Below are 16530 nucleotides of genomic sequence, written 5' to 3'. Positions count from 1 at the left end.
GCCGGTGAGGTTCGGCACCGAAGTGGGCCGGCGATGCTGTCGGGAGTTTGCCGGAATAAGCGGGGTCTAGAAGGTCGGCAGCCCGGGTTTGCGGGCCGGCGGCGTCAGGCCGAAATAATCGCGCAGCGCCGCATCATAGATCTCGTTCTGGTGGCCATGGATCGCCACGCCGAAGGTGGTGTTGACGAAATGGAGCCAGTCCGGGTCGCCCTGGCGTACCGCAGCGCCGTAGAGCATGGCGTTCCAGGATTTGCCGGCGTCGAAATATTTGTCGGGGTGACGCTTGGCGAGCCACCAGACGTTGGAAAGATCGACGGCGGCGGCGTCGACGCGCTTTGAATCCAGGGCAAGTACCACGTTGGGCTGGCTGTCGAGCTGCATCACTGTCGCCTCGGGCAGCACTTTCTTCACCGTTTCCTCGGCGTCGACGTTCTGCAGGATGGAGATGCGGGCGCCGGACCCGGCCTTGAGGAGGTCGTCAAAGGTCTTCTTGTCGCTGTCTGGGCGCGTCAGCAAGGCGACGCCCTCGACATAATAGGGGCGCGAATAGGCGACGAGCTGGGCCCGGGCCGGCGAGATCGTCATGAACTGGATGACGACGTCGACCTTGCCGGTATTGATGTTGGGAACGCGCTGGGCAGCGTCCTGCCGCACGAACTCGATCTTGCTGGCGTCGTCGAACAGGCCCTTGGCGAGGATCTTCGCCATGGCGATGTCCATGCCGGTGAGTTCGCCCTTCTCGTCCTCGAAATGCCAGGGCGCATTGGTGGAACCGGTGCCGACGATCAGGTGACCGCGATCGAGCACGGTGCGGAGCAGGCTGTCGGACGAGGCTTGCGCGGCTGCCTGCCGGGCGGAGCTGACGACGCTGGCGAGGGCGAGGCCGCCGAGCAAGCCGCCCTTGACCAGATTCCGTCTGGTTTCGGCGAAGTCTTCCATAGTGCTGAACTCCCCATCATCTGGATGCTATATTACATTATTATGTTATATTAGGCATAGTTATGGTATTAACGGCATCCGGGGGTGTCAAGACGGATGTGGCCAGGTGGGAACGGAGTCGCCTGGTTTTGGCGGGAAGGAAACGGCTTAAAAAAAAGCCCCGCACCGGGGAGGTGCAGGGCCTGGGCGCCTGTCTGTCGCCGACGTCTCACGGCTTGGGCGCCGGTTTTATTGGGCCGTCGAGCGCAGTCATGATCTGCCAGGCCGCCTTGATCCGATCCGGAATGGGATAGTTCTTGTTGGCCAGGATCGCGATGCCGATGCCCCTGGCGGGCACATAGGCGACATAGCCTCCAAAGCCGCTGGTGGAGCCGGTCTTGTTGAACAGCATGTCACGCCGTGCCGGCTGGGGCGGCACGAGCTTGTGCGCCTGGTGCGGCTCGAGGGCCATCTTGGCCGAGTTTCCGGCGAGCAGCCGCTCGAGCGTCGTCGGATAGCCATACATTTCCCATCCGAGTCCCTGCTGCATCACGCCGATCTTGTAATAGCCCGTTTGCGTTGCAGCGATGGCGCGCTGGAGCGATTCATCCAGCCGGGAACCGTTCATATTGGCTTCGACGAAGCGGATGAGGTCGGCTGCGGTTGTCTTGATGCCATAGGCTTCGGCATCCATGGGCCCCGGCGATACCCGGATGGGCTTGTCGTTCTTGCTATTGCCCCAAGCATAGTCGGCCATTCGTTCCTGCGGCACCCTGACATAGGTATTGGAGAGACCGAGCAGGGGCAGCAGCTCCGCCTGCATGAGGTCATCGAAGGGCTTGCCCATGGCCTGAGCGGCGAGATAGCCGAACAGGCCGATGCTCGGATTGGAATAGAGCCGGTGGGTGCCGGGCGCGTAAGCCGGGTGCCATGCCTTGTAATAGGCAAGCATCTTGGCATCGTCGGTGACCTCGTCCGGAAACTGTAGGGGCAGGCCGCCGGCCGTGTAGGTGGCAAGGTCGAGCAGGCTGGCATTTTCGAGACTGCTGCCGGCGAGAGCCGGCAATCTCTGTCCCACCCTGTCAAACAGGGAGAAGGCGCCGCGGACCTGGCCATAGGCGGCGAGGGTAGCGGTGAAGGTCTTGCTGATCGAGCCGACCTCGAAAAGCGTGGCGTCGGTGACCCTCTGCCCGTTTTCCTTCGAGGCGAGGCCGTAATTGAAGACGAATTGCTTGCCGCCGGCGACGATGGCGACGGCTATGCCGGGAATTTTATCCCGCTCCATCAACGGCTTGATGGCAGCGTCGACGATCTCTTCCAGATGGCTCCGTTCTGGGGGCGTCTGGGCCGAAACCGGTGAGCCGGCAGTCATGGAAACTGCGAGAGCCGATGCGGCGATCATCCGCGTCGGACATCCGAGTTTCAGATTGGCTCGCAATGTCAACGACATCATTCCCAACTCCATTTCACGATGTTGTCCCGGGGAGACAGGTCTCGTCGGCACTCCGCCGCATCATCGACCACCGCCCGCTCGACACCGGATAGGAGCAAATCCGGCTCCCGCCAAACGATGAATATTTGGCTGTGAGATGAGAAAATCTTGGCCTTTGGATAAGGCAGCGCGCGTTGCCGCCCGTCCCGTGGCTGCCGGATATAAGTTTGTCTCTTGTGATTGAGGCGGAAGACGCCGCCGGACCGCGGCAGTGAAGCGGTCTGGGACGAACCCGACTGTCGGCGATCGGGTTCGTAAAATCGGTGTTGCTGTTGTCGGTCGCGCCCGGATTTCCGGATCGCCGGTCCTCAGACGGCGATGCCGTGCAGGTCGTAGGCGTCCGAACGCTCGATCTTCACCGTGACGATGTCGCCCACGCGCAGCGGGCGGCGGCTGGCGACATAGACAGCACCGTCGATCTCCGGTGCGTCGGCCATGGAACGGCCCCTGGCGACGGTCGGCCCCGTTTCGTCGATGATCACCTGCAGGCGCTTGCCGACCTTGTTCTTCAGCTTTCGGATCGAGATCTGCTGCTGGGTTTCCATGAAGCGGCGGTGACGCTGCTTCTTCACCTCGTCCGGCACCGGCATCAGGCCGAGATCATTGGCGGTGGCGCCGGCCACCGGCTCATACTCGAAACAGCCGACCCGGTCGAGCTGGGCTTCCCGCAACCAGTCGAGCAGGAGCTCGAAATCCTCGTCGGTCTCGCCGGGGAAGCCGACGATGAAGGTCGAGCGCAGGGTGATGTCGGGGCAGATCTCGCGCCATTTATGGATGCGCTCCAGCACCTTTTCCTGGTTGCCGGGGCGGCGCATCGCCTTCAGCACCGTGGGGGATGCGTGCTGGAAGGGGATGTCGAGATAGGGCAGGATCTTGCGTTCGGCCATCAGCGGAATGACATCGTCGACATGCGGGTAGGGGTAGACATAATGCATGCGCACCCAGACCCCGAGTTCGCCGAGGGCCTTGGAGAGATCGTAAAATTTCGCTTTCAGAGGCTCGCCCTGCCAGGGGCTCTCCGCATAGCGGATGTCGACGCCATAGGCCGAGGTGTCCTGGCTGATGACGAGCAATTCCTTGACCCCGGCCTTCACCAGCTTCTCGGCCTCGCGCATCACATCGGCGGCCGGGCGGGAGACGAGATCGCCGCGCAGCTTGGGGATGATGCAGAAGCTGCAGCGATTGTTGCAACCCTCTGAAATCTTTAAGTAAGCATAGTGGCGCGGCGTGAGCTTGAGACCCTGCGGCGGCACCAGGTCCGTGAAGGGGTCATGAGCCGGCGGCGCCGCCTTGTGCACGGCCTCGACCACCGTCTCATATTGCTGCGGGCCGGTGACGGCGAAGACGTTGGGGAACTTCTCCAGGATCGGATCGGGCTCGGCGCCCATGCACCCGGTGACGATCACCTTGCCGTTCTCGGCCATCGCGTCGCCGATGGCTCCGAGAGATTCCGCCTTGGCCGAATCGAGAAAACCGCAGGTATTCACGATGACGAGATCCGCGCCCTTGTGGTTGCGGGTGATGCCGTAACCCTCCGCCCTCAGCTGGGTGAGGATGCGCTCGGAATCGACCAGGGCCTTGGGGCAGCCCAGCGAGACATAGGAGACCGTCGGGGCCGTCTTGCCCTCGGCCGTCTCTTGCGCTGCTTCGATCACCGCCATGTCCGCTTTCTTTCCGTCTGTCTCATGAAACGCGTTCCTTTGCGCCAAGACGGGTCGGAATGCAATTGCGGAGTGAGCATGGCAGGCAATCGAGCCTGCTCTTCAGGCAGACCGGAAACATCCTGCTTGCCGCGAAGAAGAGCCCGGCCCCAAGGCCTATCCACGGGATTGTAATTGGTCTGACTTTCTCCTTGACAATCCGATCTGCTTTGAAAAATAGTCAGATGTCAGACCAATTTTGAATCATCATCCGGAAGCCGCATTTGAGCACGCCGTCTCTCCAGGGACTTGCTCCGCTGCCATCCGCCGACCGGGCGGATGACGTCATGCGTGCGATCGGCACCTTCATCGCTACCTCCGGCATCAAACCTGGCGAGCGGCTGCCGACCGAACGGCAGCTGATGCAGACCCTGGCGGTCGGCCGTTCCACGGTGCGGGAAGTCATCCGCAAGCTGCAGGCCCTGGGGGTGGTGGAATCCCGCAAGGGCAGCGGTACCTATCTCAAGCGGGTGTTCTCCGCCGACGCCATCCACATGCCGCTGGTGATCGATACTGCCTTGCTGCGCGACCGCCTGCTGCAGACGCTGGAGGTTCGGCGCGGGCTTGAAACCGAGGTGAGCGCGCTCGCCGCCCTCAGGGCGACCCCTGACGACATCGCCGTCATCGAGGCCAAGCTCGACATCATGGAGGCGGTGCATCTGGAAAAGGGAACCTCCGGCCCCGAGGACCTCGCTTTCCATCTGGCCATCTACGACGCCAGCCACAATCCCCTGTTCGGCCAGCTCCTGGAACAGATGCGCGGTGCCTTCGAGAGTTTCTTCGACGAACCGTTCGACCGCCCCGATTTTGCCCGCCGCTCCTTTCGTTTCCATCGCGAGCTCTTCGACGCCATCGTCCGGCGCGATCCGGAAACGGCACGTTTGAAGACGCTCGCCATTCTCGAAATTGTCGAAGAAGACATCAAGGACATGTCCAAATGACCGACCATCGGATGACGCAGGCATTGGCCGATTTCGACCATGCCAGCCTCGTCGTCGCCCATGACGATGCCCACGCCTTCGAGGCTGTGGTGCCGCCGATCGTGCAGACGTCGCTGTTCACCTTCTCCAGCTTCGAGGAGATGGCGGCGACCTATCGCGGCGAGCAGTCGCGCCCCGTCTATACCCGTGTCACCAATCCGACCACGCGCCTTTTCGAGGAGAAGATCGCCGAACTCGAACACACCGAGGATGCCATCGGCTTTGCCAGCGGCATGGGCGCGATTTCCTCCAGCGTGCTCGCTTTCCTCGAGCCGGGTGATCGCATCGTCTGCGTGCGACATGTCTATCCCGATGCCTATCGCCTGTTCGAGACGCTGCTGAAACGCTGGAAGGTCGAGACCGTCTATGTCGACGGCCGTGACGCCGAAGCCGTCGCCGCGGTACTGCCGGGCGCCAAGCTCTTCTACATGGAGAGCCCGAACAGCTGGATGATGGAGACGCAGGACATTCCCGCGCTCACGGCCTTGGCCCGCCAGCATGGCGTCATCACCATCCTCGACAACAGCTGGGCCTCGCCGGTCTTCCAGCAGCCGGTGCGTCTCGGCGTCGACCTCGTGGTGCACTCGGCCTCCAAATATATCGGTGGCCATTCGGACGTGGTTGCCGGCGTGGTGGCAGGGCGCAAGGAGCTCGTCGACATCATCCGCCGCACCATCACCCCTTATCTCGGCGCCAAGCTGGCGCCGTTCGAAGCCTGGCTGCTGCTCAGGGGGCTGCGCACCTTGCCGACGCGCATGAAGGCGCATGAGGCGGCGGGCCTTGCCATCGCGCGCAAGCTCGGCGAGCTGCCGGAAGTGCTGGCAGTCTACCATCCGGGTCTCGGCAACAGCCTGCCGCCCGGGCTGAGCGGCACCTCCGGCCTGTTCTCCTTCGAATTCGACGACAGCATCGACATTCCCGCCTTCTGCAATGCCCTCAAGCTGTTCAAGATCGGCGTGAGCTGGGGCGGGCATGAAAGCCTGGTGGTGCCGGCATTGGTTACGCGTGGCCAGAATGCGGGTCCCAACTCGGCGCTGGATTTCGGAGTTTCGGAGCGCATCGTGCGCTTCCATGTCGGCCTGGAAGGCACGGACGCGCTATGGGCCGATGTCACGCAGGCGCTGGCTGCGGCCAAGAGATAGCCGGTGCGCCGACGCCGCCCATTGGACGAGCGTTCGGGTTCTGGCTGGGACGTAGGGTGCAAATAACAAGAGAGGGGAATCTCAATGTTCAAGAAACTGTTGCTGGCCGCGACGGCCTCGTTGGCCCTGGCCCTGCCGGCTTTGGCCGACACCACGCTCAAGCTGACGGAAGTCATCACCAGTCCTGAGCGCACCCAGACGCTCAAGGAGATCGTCAAGAAGTTCGAGGACGCCAATCCGGGCGTGAAGGTGGAGATCACCTCGCTGCCCTGGGGCCAGGCCTTCGAGAAATTCGCCACCATGGTCTCGGCCGGCGATACGCCGGATGTGGTCGAGATGCCTGACCGGTGGCAGTCGCTCTACGCCAATAATGGCATGCTCGAAAATCTCGAGCCCTATCTGGCCAAATGGGAGCACACCAAGGAACTGAACGACCGCGCACTCGAAATGGGGCGCTATGTCAACAACACCGCCTACGCGCTGCCCTATGGCTTCTATCTGCGCGCGATGTTCTACAACAAGAAGCTGTTCAAGGAAGCCGGCGTCGATGGTCCGCCCAAGACGATGGACGAGTTCGTCGAGGCGGCCAAGAAGGTTTCCGCCCTTCCCGGCAAGTTCGGCTATTGCCTGCGCGGCGGTCCCGGCGGCCTCAATGGCTGGATGATGATGGGCGCCAACATGGCGGGAGACGGTACCTTCTTCAAGCCTGACGGCACCTCGACCATGGCCGATCCCGGCTGGATCAAGGGCGTCACCGTGCTGGTCGATCTCTACAAGAACGGCTATGCGCCCAAGGATAGCGTGAACTGGGGCTTCAACGAGATCGTCACCGGCTTCTATTCCGGCACCTGCGCCATGCTCGACCAGGATCCCGATGCCCTGATCGCCGTGGCCGACAAGATGAACAAGGACGATTACGACGTCGCCCCCATGCCCAAGGGGCCGGCCGGCAAGACCTTCCCGACCATCGGCTATGCCTCCTGGTCGATGTTCGCCAATTCCGAGAACAAGGAACTGGCCTGGAAGCTGATCGCCGCCCTCGATGGCCCGGAAGGCAACATCGCCTGGAACAAGAAGACGGGCGCGTTGCCGATCTACAAGTCCGCCGCCAACGATCCCTTCTATGCCGACCCCAAGTTCAAGGGCTGGTTCGCCGAGCTCGGCGACTCCAATGTCTCGCCGCTGGTGATGCCGACCTATCTGGAGGAGTTCGCCTTCTTCGCCGACTCCATCGCGGTCAAGACCACGCAGCAGGCGCTGCTGGGCCAGCTCACCCCCGAGCAACTCGCCGGGCAGTGGGCCGACTATTTGACCAAGGCCCAGCAGAAGTTTCTGGCGAAGAAGAAGTAGTCATTCCGTAGGCTCCGCGCGTGTTCCTTCTCCCCTTGCGGGAGAAGGTGGCACGAAATGCCGGATGAGGGGAGGCACGCGACCTCTTCAGGGGCGCCGCCACACCTCATCCGCCTGCCGGCACCTTCTCCCGTAAGGGGAGAAGGGAATGGTTCGGCACGCCCGGCTGCCTTCTCCGTCCCCAGCCCATTCCCGATCGGATACCGAATGGCTTTGGCAGAACTTTCCATTCCGACCAGGCGGCGCGGCCGAAGCGCCTGGCTGGCGCTCGAACCCTGGCTCTATGCAGCGCCTTCGGTCATCCTGATCGTGGCGATCATGCTGGTGCCTCTGGCCATCGGCATGTCCTACGCCTTCCGCGATATCCAACTCCTGAAACCCTTCGGCGGCGGCTTTGTCGGGCTCGAGCATTTCCACACCATGTGGGGCGATGCCAATTTCTGGAACGCCCTTTCCAATACGGTGCTGTGGACGGTGGTCTCGGTCGCCCTGCAATTCATTCTCGGCCTGATCCTAGCCCTCCTGCTCAACCGGCCCTTCCCGGGGCGAGGCGTGGTGCAGGCGCTGGTGTTCCTGCCCTGGGCCGTGCCGAGCTTTCTCTCCGGCCTCAACTGGGCCTGGATGTTCAATCCCATCGTCGGTCCGGTGCCGCACTGGCTCTCCGGCCTCGGCCTGATGGCGGCGCCCGACAACATTCTCTCCAGCCCGACCCATGCCATCTGGGGCCCGATCGTCGCCAATGTCTGGTGGGGCTTTCCGTTCTTCGCCATCACACTGCTCGCCGCCCTGCAGTCGATCCCGCAGGACATCTATGAGGCGGCCGAGATCGATGGCGCCGGGCCGCTCAAGCGCTTTACTTCGATCACCGTGCCGTTCCTGGCACCGACGATCGCCATCACCGTGCTGCTGCGCGCGGTCTGGATCGCCAATTCCGCCGACCTCATCGTGGTGATGACGCGCGGCGGGCCGGCCGACTCGACCCAGATCATCGCCAGCTACATCTACACGCAGGCCTATATGCGCCTCGATTTCGGCTATGCCTCGGCGATTTCGATGGTGCTGCTGGTGCTGCTGCTCGCCTATGCCGCCACGCTGATCGCGCTCAGGCAAATGCTGATCCGGAGGGCCTGACCATGCGCCGTTCCACCCGCCGTTCGGCCTATTGGGTCTTTCATTACACCCTGATCGGGCTGTTCCTGCTCTTCGCCCTGTTCCCACTTTACTGGGTGTTCAAGGTCTCAGTCACGCCCAATGATCTGCTCTACAGCGAAGGGGTGAAGCTGTGGCCTTCGCGCTTCGGTTTCGATCATTATGCCTCGGTGATCACCCACACCGATTTCCCGCTGTTCTTCCGCAACAGCGTGATCATCTCGGGCTTTACCGCGCTGTTCACCACGCTGCTGGCGGCTGGCGCCGGCTACAGCTTTTCGCGTTTCGTCTATCGCGGCAAATTCTGGCTGGTCGGACTGATGCTGGTCACCCAGATGTTTCCGCTGGTGATGATCATCGCGCCGATCTTCAAGCTGTTCCAGCCGCTCGGCCTCAACAACAGCCTGACCGGCCTGATCATCATCTATACCGCCTATAACGTGCCGTTCGCCGCCTTCCTGATGCAGTCCTTCTTCGATGGCATTCCGAAGGATCTGGAGGAGGCGGCGATGATCGACGGCGCCACCCGTTTCGGGGCGCTGCGCCAGATCATCCTGCCCTTGACCATGCCCGGCATCGCCGCCACCCTCGGCTTCGTCTTCACCGCCGCCTGGAGCGAACTGCTTTTTGCCCTGATGCTCAACACCAAGGACAGCGTCATCACCTTCCCGGTGGGGCTGCTCAACTTCGTATCGAAGTTCGCGGTGGATTTCGGGCAGATGATGGCGGCCGGCGTGCTCGCGCTCATCCCCGTCTGCATCTTCTTCTTCCTGATCCAGCGCTATCTGGTCCAGGGCCTCACGGCCGGCGCCGTGAAAGGCTGAAAGGGTTTTTCCGATGGCCAATATCGAAGTCAAAGCCGTCCGCAAGAACTACGGCGCATTGCCCATCCTCAAGGGCATCGACCTTACGATCGCCTCGGGCGAGTTCGTGGTGCTGGTCGGGCCTTCCGGCTGCGGCAAGTCGACCTTGCTGCGTCTCATCGCCGGGCTTGAGGACACCAGCCAAGGCCAGATCCTCATCGACGGCGCCACGGTGAACGACCTGCCGCCGAAGGATCGCGACATCGCCATGGTGTTCCAATCCTACGCGCTCTATCCGCATATGAGCGTGCGCGACAATATGAGCTACGCGCTCAAGCTGCGGAAGAAAGCGGCCGATTTCATCGCGGACGCCGTGACCAAGGCCGGCACCAAGCTTGGCTTGGAAGCCTTGCAGGACCGCAAGCCACGGCAATTGTCGGGCGGGCAGCGCCAGCGTGTCGCCATGGGCCGGGCCATCGTGCGCAACCCCAAGGCCTTCCTGTTCGACGAGCCTTTGTCCAACCTCGACGCCCGCCTGCGAGAGCAGATGCGTTTCGAGATCCGCAAGCTGCACCGCGATCTCGGAGCGACCTCGATCTACGTCACCCATGACCAGATCGAAGCGATGACCATGGCCGATCGCATCGTCGCCATGAACGGGGGTGTGATCCAGCAGGTCGGCGCGCCGCTCGAACTCTATGACGATCCCGCCAACATGTTCGTGGCCGGCTTCATCGGTTCACCGGCAATGAACTTCCTCGATGCGCAGGCGCAGCCGGGAGAGGGCGGCACCACCCTGCGCGTCGGCGACACGGTGCTTGCTGTCCTGCCAGGCCAGCGCTTGCCCGGGAAGATCGTCGTCGGCATTCGTCCGGAGCGCGCGGTGCTCTCGCCCGGGGGCAACGTGCCGGCCCGCGTCGATCTGGTCGAGCCGACGGGGCTCGGCACGGTGGCGCATCTGGAGATCGGCGGGCAGGGACTGAAGCTGTTCACGACGGAGCGCCCCGCCTTGACGGCTGGCGAGATCGTGAAGCTGGCGATCGCCCCCGGCGATCTGCGCCTGTTCGACCCGGCAAGCGGAGAACGCATCAGGCTGATCTGATGTCTGGCCCGCAATGACCGAGGCGTACGCTCCTGCCGGCAAATATGTCATCCGTGCGCGCTGCAATGCGCGCGGGATGGCACGATGTATTCCTCGATCATGTTGTCTTTCAGCAGGCAGGGGCTGGCCAAGCCGGCATCGCCCGTGACAAAAGAGACGCTGAATTCCTTTCAGCTCCGCATGACGCGTTCCCGTAACCGGGTGGCTGCATGCCTTTTTCTTTTGTGAGATTTGATGTCCCGCATTGCAACGAGGGGCGAGACGGCTCATGAGCCCGCGGCCTCGGGCTGGATTACCCTGCTGATCGCGGCGGCCTGTGGCCTTATCGCCGCGAATATCTATTATGCCCAGCCTCTGGTCGGCTTGATCAGCGCCGATCTCGGCATGTCTCCCGGCGCGGCCGGGCTGATCGTGACGATGACGCAGATCGGCTACGGCGCCGGCTTGCTGTTCCTGGTGCCGCTCGGCGATCTGATCGAGAACCGCAAGCTCATTCTCTGGGTTATGGGACTGGCGGTGATCGCTCTGGCAGGGGCCATGCTCGCCCGCGACAGCCTGCAGTTCCTGGTCTCGGCCTTGCTGATCGGGCTCGGTTCCGTGGCGGTGCAGATCCTCGTACCCTTTGCCGCGCATCTCGCGCCCGAGGCCAGGCGGGGCAGGGTCGTCGGCAATGTAATGAGCGGGCTGATGGTCGGCATCATGCTGGCCCGCCCGGTATCGAGCCTGATCACCTATTTCAGTTCGTGGCACATGGTGTTTCTTGTCTCCATCGTTGCCATGCTGGTGCTGGGCGCGGTATTGGCCCGCGCCTTGCCGAAACGCCAGCCGCCGCCGGCCCCATCCTACGGCAGGCTCCTGCTCTCGATGGCGACCTTGATGCGCACCACGCCGATCCTGCGCCGGCGCGCACTCTATCAGGCCTGCATGTTCGGCGCCTTCAGCGTGTTCTGGACCTGCACGCCGCTGCTGCTGGCGAGTCCCGCCTTCGGCATGACGCAATCGGGCATCGCGCTGTTCGCGCTGGCCGGGGCGGCAGGCGCGGTGGCGGCCCCGATCGCCGGACGGGTCGCCGACCGCGGCTGGGTACGTCCGGCTTCGGCCTTCGCCATGACGCTCGGTGCCGTCAGCTTCCTGCTCACCCATCTGGCCGAGCCGGGATCGAACCTGTCCCTCGGCCTTTTGGTTACTGCCGCGATCGTGCTCGATTTCGGCGTCTCGGCCAATGTCGTGCTCGGCCAGCGCCTGATCTACAGTCTGGGAGCGGAATATCGCAGCCGCCTCAACGGCGTCTATATGGCGACCTTCTTCGCGGGGGGCGCCCTCGGCTCCGCCCTGGGAGGCTGGTCCTACGCCCATGGCGGCTGGACGGCGACGTCCTGGCTCGGCTTTGCCCTGCCGGTGCTTGCATTACTCTATTTCGCGACGGAAAAGACGGCATCAACCAGCCCGGGAAACAGGACCTGACATGAGTGTGACGATCTACGGCATCAAGACCTGCGATACCATGAAGAAGGCGCGGACCTGGCTCGAGAGCCATGGCAAGGCCTATGCCTTTCACGATTACCGGGCCGAGGGCATCGATCGCGCGCATCTGAATGCCTGGGCGGACAAGGTCGGCTGGGAAACGCTGCTCAACAAAACCAGCACCACCTTCCGCGCCTTGCCTGAGGGCGACAGGCAGGGCATCGACCGGGCCAAGGCGATCGACCTCATGCTGGCCGAGCCGACCATGATCAAAAGGCCCGTACTTGATCTCGGCAACGGCAAGCTGCTGGTCGGCTTCAAGCCGGATAGCTATGCCGCCGCGATGGCTTGATGGGGACAGGGCGGGCGGTGTGTTAACCTGACGGACAAGAGCGCTTATGCTGGTGTGCCGATCTCCAGATCGGCATTCTGGGTAGCGATATGTCTGTCGAAAAGATGCCGATCTGGAGATCGGCACACCAATTCTGATGACTTGGATTGACCCCTATGAACAAGCGGCGATGACGATCTGGCCTACATCTCGATCAGGCTGGTGAAGCCGCCGAAGATCATGCGCTTGCCGTCGAAGGGCGCGTTCGCCATGCTGCCCTCCAGGCGGGGATCGGCCATCACCTTGGCCATGACGGCGTCGCGCTCCTCGCGCGAGCGATAGGTCACCCAGGAGAAGATGACGACCTCGTCCTCCTTGGCCTGGACGGCGCGCGGAAAGGACGTGACTTCGCCGTAGGGCACATCGTCACCGACGCATTCGACATAGCTGAGCGCGCCATGTTCCATCCACACCTGGCCGCCGAGACGCGCCATTTCCTTATAGGCCTCGAGATTTTGCTTGGGTACGGCGAGAACAAAACCGTCGACATAGGTCATTTTCAGCTTCCTCCTGTTTCGATCTCCCCAAGGACGATCGGCATTCGGCCAAGCCGACAGCCCTGGCGAGATTTTGTCGTGTGAGGAGCCGGTCGCGTCAGGATTGCTTCTGAAAACGCTTGATCAGCCTTTCACGTTTCAGGCGCGATAGACGCTGGATCCAGAAAATGCCGTCGAGCTGGTCGATTTCGTGCTGCAGGCAGATGGCGAGCAGGCCATCGGCTTCCTCCGTCTCCTCCGCCCCGTTGAGTGTCTGAAAGGCCACACGCACCCGGGCCGGCCGTTCGATCGTCTCGGTTACGCCGGGCATCGAAACGCTGCCTTCGGTATGCTGCTGGCTTTCCTCGGACGACCACAGTATGCGCGGATTGACATAGACGCGCACCCTGTTCTCGCCGGGCAGTTCGAGGACCGTGAGCCGTTTGGCAATGCCGAGATGAGGCGCTGTGATGCCGATTCCCGGCGCGGCGCGCATGGTGTCGAGCAGATCCCGGACGAGGGCGGCGAGGTGGGTGTCAAAGGCGGTGACAGGGGCCGCAGGGAGGCGCAGGCGCGGATCGGGAAAGCGCAGAATCGGTTGAACGGGCATATCGGAAATTAGCTCACCTCGGCCTGGACATCACGCCCGGCGACGCTTGGGTTTGGGCGGCGCCGCCTCCTCGCCATGGGAGAGGTCCTCGAGGATCGGGCAGTTGGGCCGGCTGTCGCCGTGGCAATTATGCACGAGGTGACGCAGGGTTTTCGCCATTTCCTCGATCTCGCGCGCCTTGCGTTCGAGCTCTGTGATGTGCGCCGCGGCGATGCGCTTGACGTCGGCGCTCGCCCGGCTGCGATCGCTCCAAAGGGCAAGCAGGGTTTCCATCTGCTCGACCGAAAAGCCGAGATCGCGGCTGCGCCGGATGAAACGCAGCGTGTGGATGTCACTGTCGCCATAGACCCGGTAGCCGGCTTCGGTGCGGGCCACGTTCGGCACCAGTCCGATGGATTCGTAATAGCGGATCATCTTGGCTGAAACGCCGGAGGCTGCGGATGCTTCACCGATATTCATGCGGTTCTTCCTGTCGGTCTTTTCCACGAAATCCCTACCGCGACCTTCGAATCGCGATGAGGTTTTTCTATATTCCTTTGAATTAATTAGATAATTTAACGTATTTCTTTCCGATCGCCCGTGCTGCGGAATCCGCGGGGTGGAAACCCCTGAGCCTGAGCGCGTTGGTCACCACAAAGACGCTCGAGAGCGCCATGGCGCCGGCCGCCAGCATCGGCGAGAGCAGGGTGCCGTTGACGGCGTAGAGGGCGCCGGCGGCGACAGGGATCAGCGCAATGTTGTAGGCGAAGGCCCAGAACAGGTTCTGGGCGATATTGCGCATGGTCGCCCGCGACAGTCCTATGGCTTTGACGACGCCGTTGGGATCGCCCGCCATCAGCACCACGGCCGCGCTTTCGATGGCGACGTCGGTGCCCGTGCCGATGGCGATGCCGACATCGGCAGTGGCGAGGGCAGGCGCATCATTAATGCCGTCGCCGACAAAGGCGATCTTGCGGCCATCGGCGGCAAGGCGCTTCACCGTCTGGGCCTTGCCGTCAGGCAGCACATCGGTCTCGACGGTTTCGATCCCGAGGCTTGCCGCGATCGCTTGCGCCGTCTTCCGGCTATCGCCTGTTACCATCGCGACCTCGATGCCGAGTGCCTTGAGGGCAGCGACGGCCGCCTTGGCCGTGGGTTTGATCGGATCGGCGACGGCGACAACCGCGGCGATCCTGCCGTCGACGGCCGCGAAAAGCGGCGTCTTGGCCTGTGCGCCGAGAGTATCCGCCCGGGCGGAAAGCCTCCCGGCATCGATGCCCTGTTCCGCCATCCAGCGTGCCGAGCCGATCGAGATCTTCCGGCCGTCGACCTGGGCGGAGGCGCCGCGTCCCGGGATCGCCTCGAAACCGGTGGCCGCGGGGATGTCGATATTACGATCGCGGGCGGCCTCGACGATCGCCGTGGCAAGCGGATGTTCCGAGCGCGCCTCCACCGAAGCCAGCAAGGCGAGGGCCTCATTCTCCGAAAAGCCGGGGGCGGTTTCGATGTCGGTGACGGCGGGTTTGCCCTGGGTGAGGGTGCCTGTTTTGTCGAAGGCGACGATCCCGACGTCACGCAGGCTCTGCAGGGCATCGCCGCGCCGGAAGAGCACGCCGAGTTCCGCCGCGCGCCCGGTCGCCACCATGATCGAGGTGGGGGTGGCCAGGCCCATGGCGCACGGGCAGGCGATGATCAATACGGCAACCGCATTGACGAGCGCGAAGGTGAGGGCGGGGCTCGGGCCAAGCAGCAGCCAGGCGATGAAGGTCAACGCCGCGATGGCGATGACGGCCGGCACGAACCAGGCCGTCACTTTGTCGACCAGCGCCTGGATCGGCAGCTTGGCGCCCTGGGCCGCCTCGACCATGCGGATGATCTGGGCGAGGACGGTCTGCGAGCCCACCTTGGTTGCCCGGAAGGAGAAACTGCCCGTCTTGTTGAGGGTGCCCCCGATGACTTCGTCACCGATGCCCTTGGTAACCGGTATCGCCTCGCCGGAGAGCATCGACTCGTCCACCAAGGAGGAGCCTTCGACGACTTCGCCGTCGACTGCGATCTTCTCGCCGGGACGGACCCGGATGATGTCTCCCGGCCGGAGCTCGGCGATCGGTACCTCCGTCTCCGAGCCGTCGCGAAGGCGCAGGGCTGTCTTGGCCTGCAGACCGGCCAGTTTACGGATCGCCTCGCTGGTCTCGCCCTTGGCGCGAGCCTCGAGATAGCGGCCGAGCAGGATCAGCGTGACGATGACGCCGGCAGCCTCGAAATAGACATAGGCCGTGCCCTCCGGCAGGGCTGCGGGCAGGAAGGTCGCGACCACCGAAAACAGCCAGGCGGCGCCGGCGCCGAGCGAGACCAGCGCGTTCATGTCCGGAGCGCCGCGCAGCAGGGCAGGAATGCCCCTGACGAAGAAGCGCAGACCCGGCCCGAACAGCACCAGGCTGATCAGCACGAATTGGACGTACCAGTTCCACTGGCCCCAATTCATCTGAATGGCGTGGTGGAGCGCTGGTACCAGATGTCCGCCCATCTCGACCAGAAAAACCGGCGCGGTCAGCAGGGCGGCAAGCACGAGATCCCGGCGTAGCGTGGCGATCTCCGCCTTGCGGGCCGTGCGCTCGGGGTCTTCCGCACGGTCTTCCTCGACCACATGGGCGCCATAACCCGCGCTGGCAATGGCGGCCAGCACGGGCGGCAAATTGGCCGGCCCCTCGAAGGCGACCTGAGCCCGTTCGGTAGCGAGGTTGACGGCCGCCTGCACGACACCCGGCGCGGCAGCGATAGCTTTCTCAACGCGGCGGACGCAGGACGCGCAGGTCATGCCCTCGATGGCGATATCGAATGTTGCGGAGCTCGAAGTCGAAGGCATGGGGCAATCCCTTTCCAGGTCATTGCCGAGATAGGTAAACCTTCCAGTCATGGCAAGGTCAAGGGACCTCTGGAGCGCCGAGTATCAGTCCGCTTTTATCCTTTGCGG

The 16530-nt window shown here is 63.2% G+C and carries 14 protein-coding genes and 1 pseudogene; 8 read left to right on the top strand and 7 right to left on the bottom strand.

What is annotated here, in order from left to right; all coding sequences use genetic code 11:
- Positions 1-66 precede the first annotated feature (66 nt).
- The 3 genes from J8I29_RS06380 to rimO all read right to left on the bottom strand — a co-directional run bounded on the left by J8I29_RS06380 (position 67) and on the right by rimO (position 4071).
- Positions 67-939 (bottom strand): transporter substrate-binding domain-containing protein, encoded by an 873-nt coding sequence (locus tag J8I29_RS06380; RefSeq protein ID WP_209431006.1) that lies wholly within the window; start codon positions 937-939, stop codon positions 67-69.
- A gap of 208 nt (positions 940-1147) precedes the next feature.
- A complete protein-coding gene (ampC, locus tag J8I29_RS06375; RefSeq protein WP_245196744.1) occupies positions 1148-2290 on the bottom strand; it encodes a class C beta-lactamase in 1143 nt (380 codons plus the stop codon).
- A gap of 428 nt (positions 2291-2718) precedes the next feature.
- The gene (gene rimO, locus J8I29_RS06370) at positions 2719-4071 is read right to left on the bottom strand and encodes a 30S ribosomal protein S12 methylthiotransferase RimO (protein ID WP_105864631.1); all 1353 of its coding nucleotides are present in this window, start codon (positions 4069-4071) and stop codon (positions 2719-2721) included.
- 326 nt (positions 4072-4397) lie between these two features.
- On the opposite strand from rimO, the gene J8I29_RS06365 reads away from it, so the two are divergent.
- The 8 genes from J8I29_RS06365 to J8I29_RS06330 all read left to right on the top strand — a co-directional run bounded on the left by J8I29_RS06365 (position 4398) and on the right by J8I29_RS06330 (position 12452).
- Positions 4398-5051 carry a FadR/GntR family transcriptional regulator gene (locus tag J8I29_RS06365; RefSeq protein WP_105864630.1) on the top strand — a complete coding sequence of 218 codons (654 nt, stop codon included), beginning with the start codon at positions 4398-4400 and terminating at the stop codon, positions 5049-5051.
- A gap of 11 nt (positions 5052-5062) precedes the next feature.
- Entirely contained in the window at positions 5063-6232 is a 1170-nt protein-coding gene (locus tag J8I29_RS06360; protein WP_209431289.1) for a PLP-dependent transferase, read from the top strand.
- A gap of 84 nt (positions 6233-6316) precedes the next feature.
- Positions 6317-7582, top strand: coding sequence for a sugar ABC transporter substrate-binding protein (locus tag J8I29_RS06355; RefSeq protein ID WP_105864629.1), 1266 nt, complete (start codon positions 6317-6319; stop codon positions 7580-7582).
- A gap of 207 nt (positions 7583-7789) precedes the next feature.
- Positions 7790-8713 carry a sugar ABC transporter permease gene (locus J8I29_RS06350; protein WP_209431004.1) on the top strand — a complete coding sequence of 308 codons (924 nt, stop codon included), beginning with the start codon at positions 7790-7792 and terminating at the stop codon, positions 8711-8713.
- Positions 8714-8715: 2 nt separating this feature from the next.
- A complete protein-coding gene (locus J8I29_RS06345) occupies positions 8716-9555 on the top strand; it encodes a carbohydrate ABC transporter permease (RefSeq protein WP_105864627.1) in 840 nt (279 codons plus the stop codon).
- A 13-nt stretch (positions 9556-9568) separates the two neighbouring features.
- Complete coding sequence (ugpC, locus tag J8I29_RS06340) at positions 9569-10636, top strand: sn-glycerol-3-phosphate ABC transporter ATP-binding protein UgpC (protein ID WP_209431003.1); 1068 nt, start codon at positions 9569-9571, stop codon at positions 10634-10636.
- Positions 10637-10870: 234 nt separating this feature from the next.
- Positions 10871-12100, top strand: a complete 1230-nt coding sequence (locus tag J8I29_RS06335; RefSeq protein WP_209431002.1) for an MFS transporter — start codon at positions 10871-10873, stop codon at positions 12098-12100.
- 1 nt (position 12101) lies between these two features.
- Entirely contained in the window at positions 12102-12452 is a 351-nt protein-coding gene (locus tag J8I29_RS06330) for an ArsC family reductase (RefSeq protein WP_105864623.1), read from the top strand.
- A 182-nt stretch (positions 12453-12634) separates the two neighbouring features.
- Here J8I29_RS06330 and J8I29_RS06325 read toward each other — a convergent pair whose 3' ends face one another.
- From J8I29_RS06325 to J8I29_RS06310, 4 genes and pseudogenes are all read right to left on the bottom strand, one after another.
- Positions 12635-12988, bottom strand: coding sequence for a DUF1428 family protein (locus J8I29_RS06325; protein WP_105864622.1), 354 nt, complete (start codon positions 12986-12988; stop codon positions 12635-12637).
- A gap of 97 nt (positions 12989-13085) precedes the next feature.
- On the bottom strand, positions 13086-13577 hold the full coding sequence (locus J8I29_RS06320) for a peptide deformylase (RefSeq protein WP_209431001.1): 492 nt from the start codon (positions 13575-13577) through the stop codon (positions 13086-13088).
- Between the two features lie 30 nt (positions 13578-13607).
- Positions 13608-14036 (bottom strand): Cu(I)-responsive transcriptional regulator, encoded by a 429-nt coding sequence (cueR, locus tag J8I29_RS06315; RefSeq protein WP_105864620.1) that lies wholly within the window; start codon positions 14034-14036, stop codon positions 13608-13610.
- Between the two features lie 82 nt (positions 14037-14118).
- Positions 14119-16404 (bottom strand): annotated as a pseudogene (locus J8I29_RS06310) (heavy metal translocating P-type ATPase); the annotation flags it as partial.
- Positions 16405-16530 lie beyond the last annotated feature (126 nt).

Origin of the sequence: Labrys sp. LIt4 (genome assembly GCF_017813775.1) — a bacterium.
GTDB lineage: Bacteria > Pseudomonadota > Alphaproteobacteria > Rhizobiales > Labraceae > Labrys > Labrys okinawensis_A.
The sequence above is the reverse complement of the archived record's forward strand: the minus strand, read 5'-3'. Positions and strand labels throughout refer to the sequence as shown.

Excerpts from the sequence above, each read along its gene's own strand:
- J8I29_RS06380 (WP_209431006.1), bottom strand. The coding sequence starts at position 939 with ATGGAAGACTTCGCCGAAACCAGACGGAATCTGGTCAAGGGCGGCTTG.
- ampC (WP_245196744.1), bottom strand. The coding sequence starts at position 2,290 with ATGACTGCCGGCTCACCGGTTTCGGCCCAGACGCCCCCAGAACGGAGC.
- rimO (WP_105864631.1), bottom strand. The coding sequence starts at position 4,071 with ATGGCGGTGATCGAAGCAGCGCAAGAGACGGCCGAGGGCAAGACGGCC.
- J8I29_RS06365 (WP_105864630.1), top strand. The coding sequence starts at position 4,398 with ATGCGTGCGATCGGCACCTTCATCGCTACCTCCGGCATCAAACCTGGC.
- J8I29_RS06360 (WP_209431289.1), top strand. The coding sequence starts at position 5,063 with ATGACGCAGGCATTGGCCGATTTCGACCATGCCAGCCTCGTCGTCGCC.
- J8I29_RS06355 (WP_105864629.1), top strand. The coding sequence starts at position 6,317 with ATGTTCAAGAAACTGTTGCTGGCCGCGACGGCCTCGTTGGCCCTGGCC.
- J8I29_RS06350 (WP_209431004.1), top strand. The coding sequence starts at position 7,790 with ATGGCTTTGGCAGAACTTTCCATTCCGACCAGGCGGCGCGGCCGAAGC.
- J8I29_RS06345 (WP_105864627.1), top strand. The coding sequence starts at position 8,716 with ATGCGCCGTTCCACCCGCCGTTCGGCCTATTGGGTCTTTCATTACACC.
- ugpC (WP_209431003.1), top strand. The coding sequence starts at position 9,569 with ATGGCCAATATCGAAGTCAAAGCCGTCCGCAAGAACTACGGCGCATTG.
- J8I29_RS06335 (WP_209431002.1), top strand. The coding sequence starts at position 10,871 with ATGTCCCGCATTGCAACGAGGGGCGAGACGGCTCATGAGCCCGCGGCC.
- J8I29_RS06330 (WP_105864623.1), top strand. The coding sequence starts at position 12,102 with ATGAGTGTGACGATCTACGGCATCAAGACCTGCGATACCATGAAGAAG.
- J8I29_RS06325 (WP_105864622.1), bottom strand. The coding sequence starts at position 12,988 with ATGACCTATGTCGACGGTTTTGTTCTCGCCGTACCCAAGCAAAATCTC.
- J8I29_RS06320 (WP_209431001.1), bottom strand. The coding sequence starts at position 13,577 with ATGCCCGTTCAACCGATTCTGCGCTTTCCCGATCCGCGCCTGCGCCTC.
- cueR (WP_105864620.1), bottom strand. The coding sequence starts at position 14,036 with ATGAATATCGGTGAAGCATCCGCAGCCTCCGGCGTTTCAGCCAAGATG.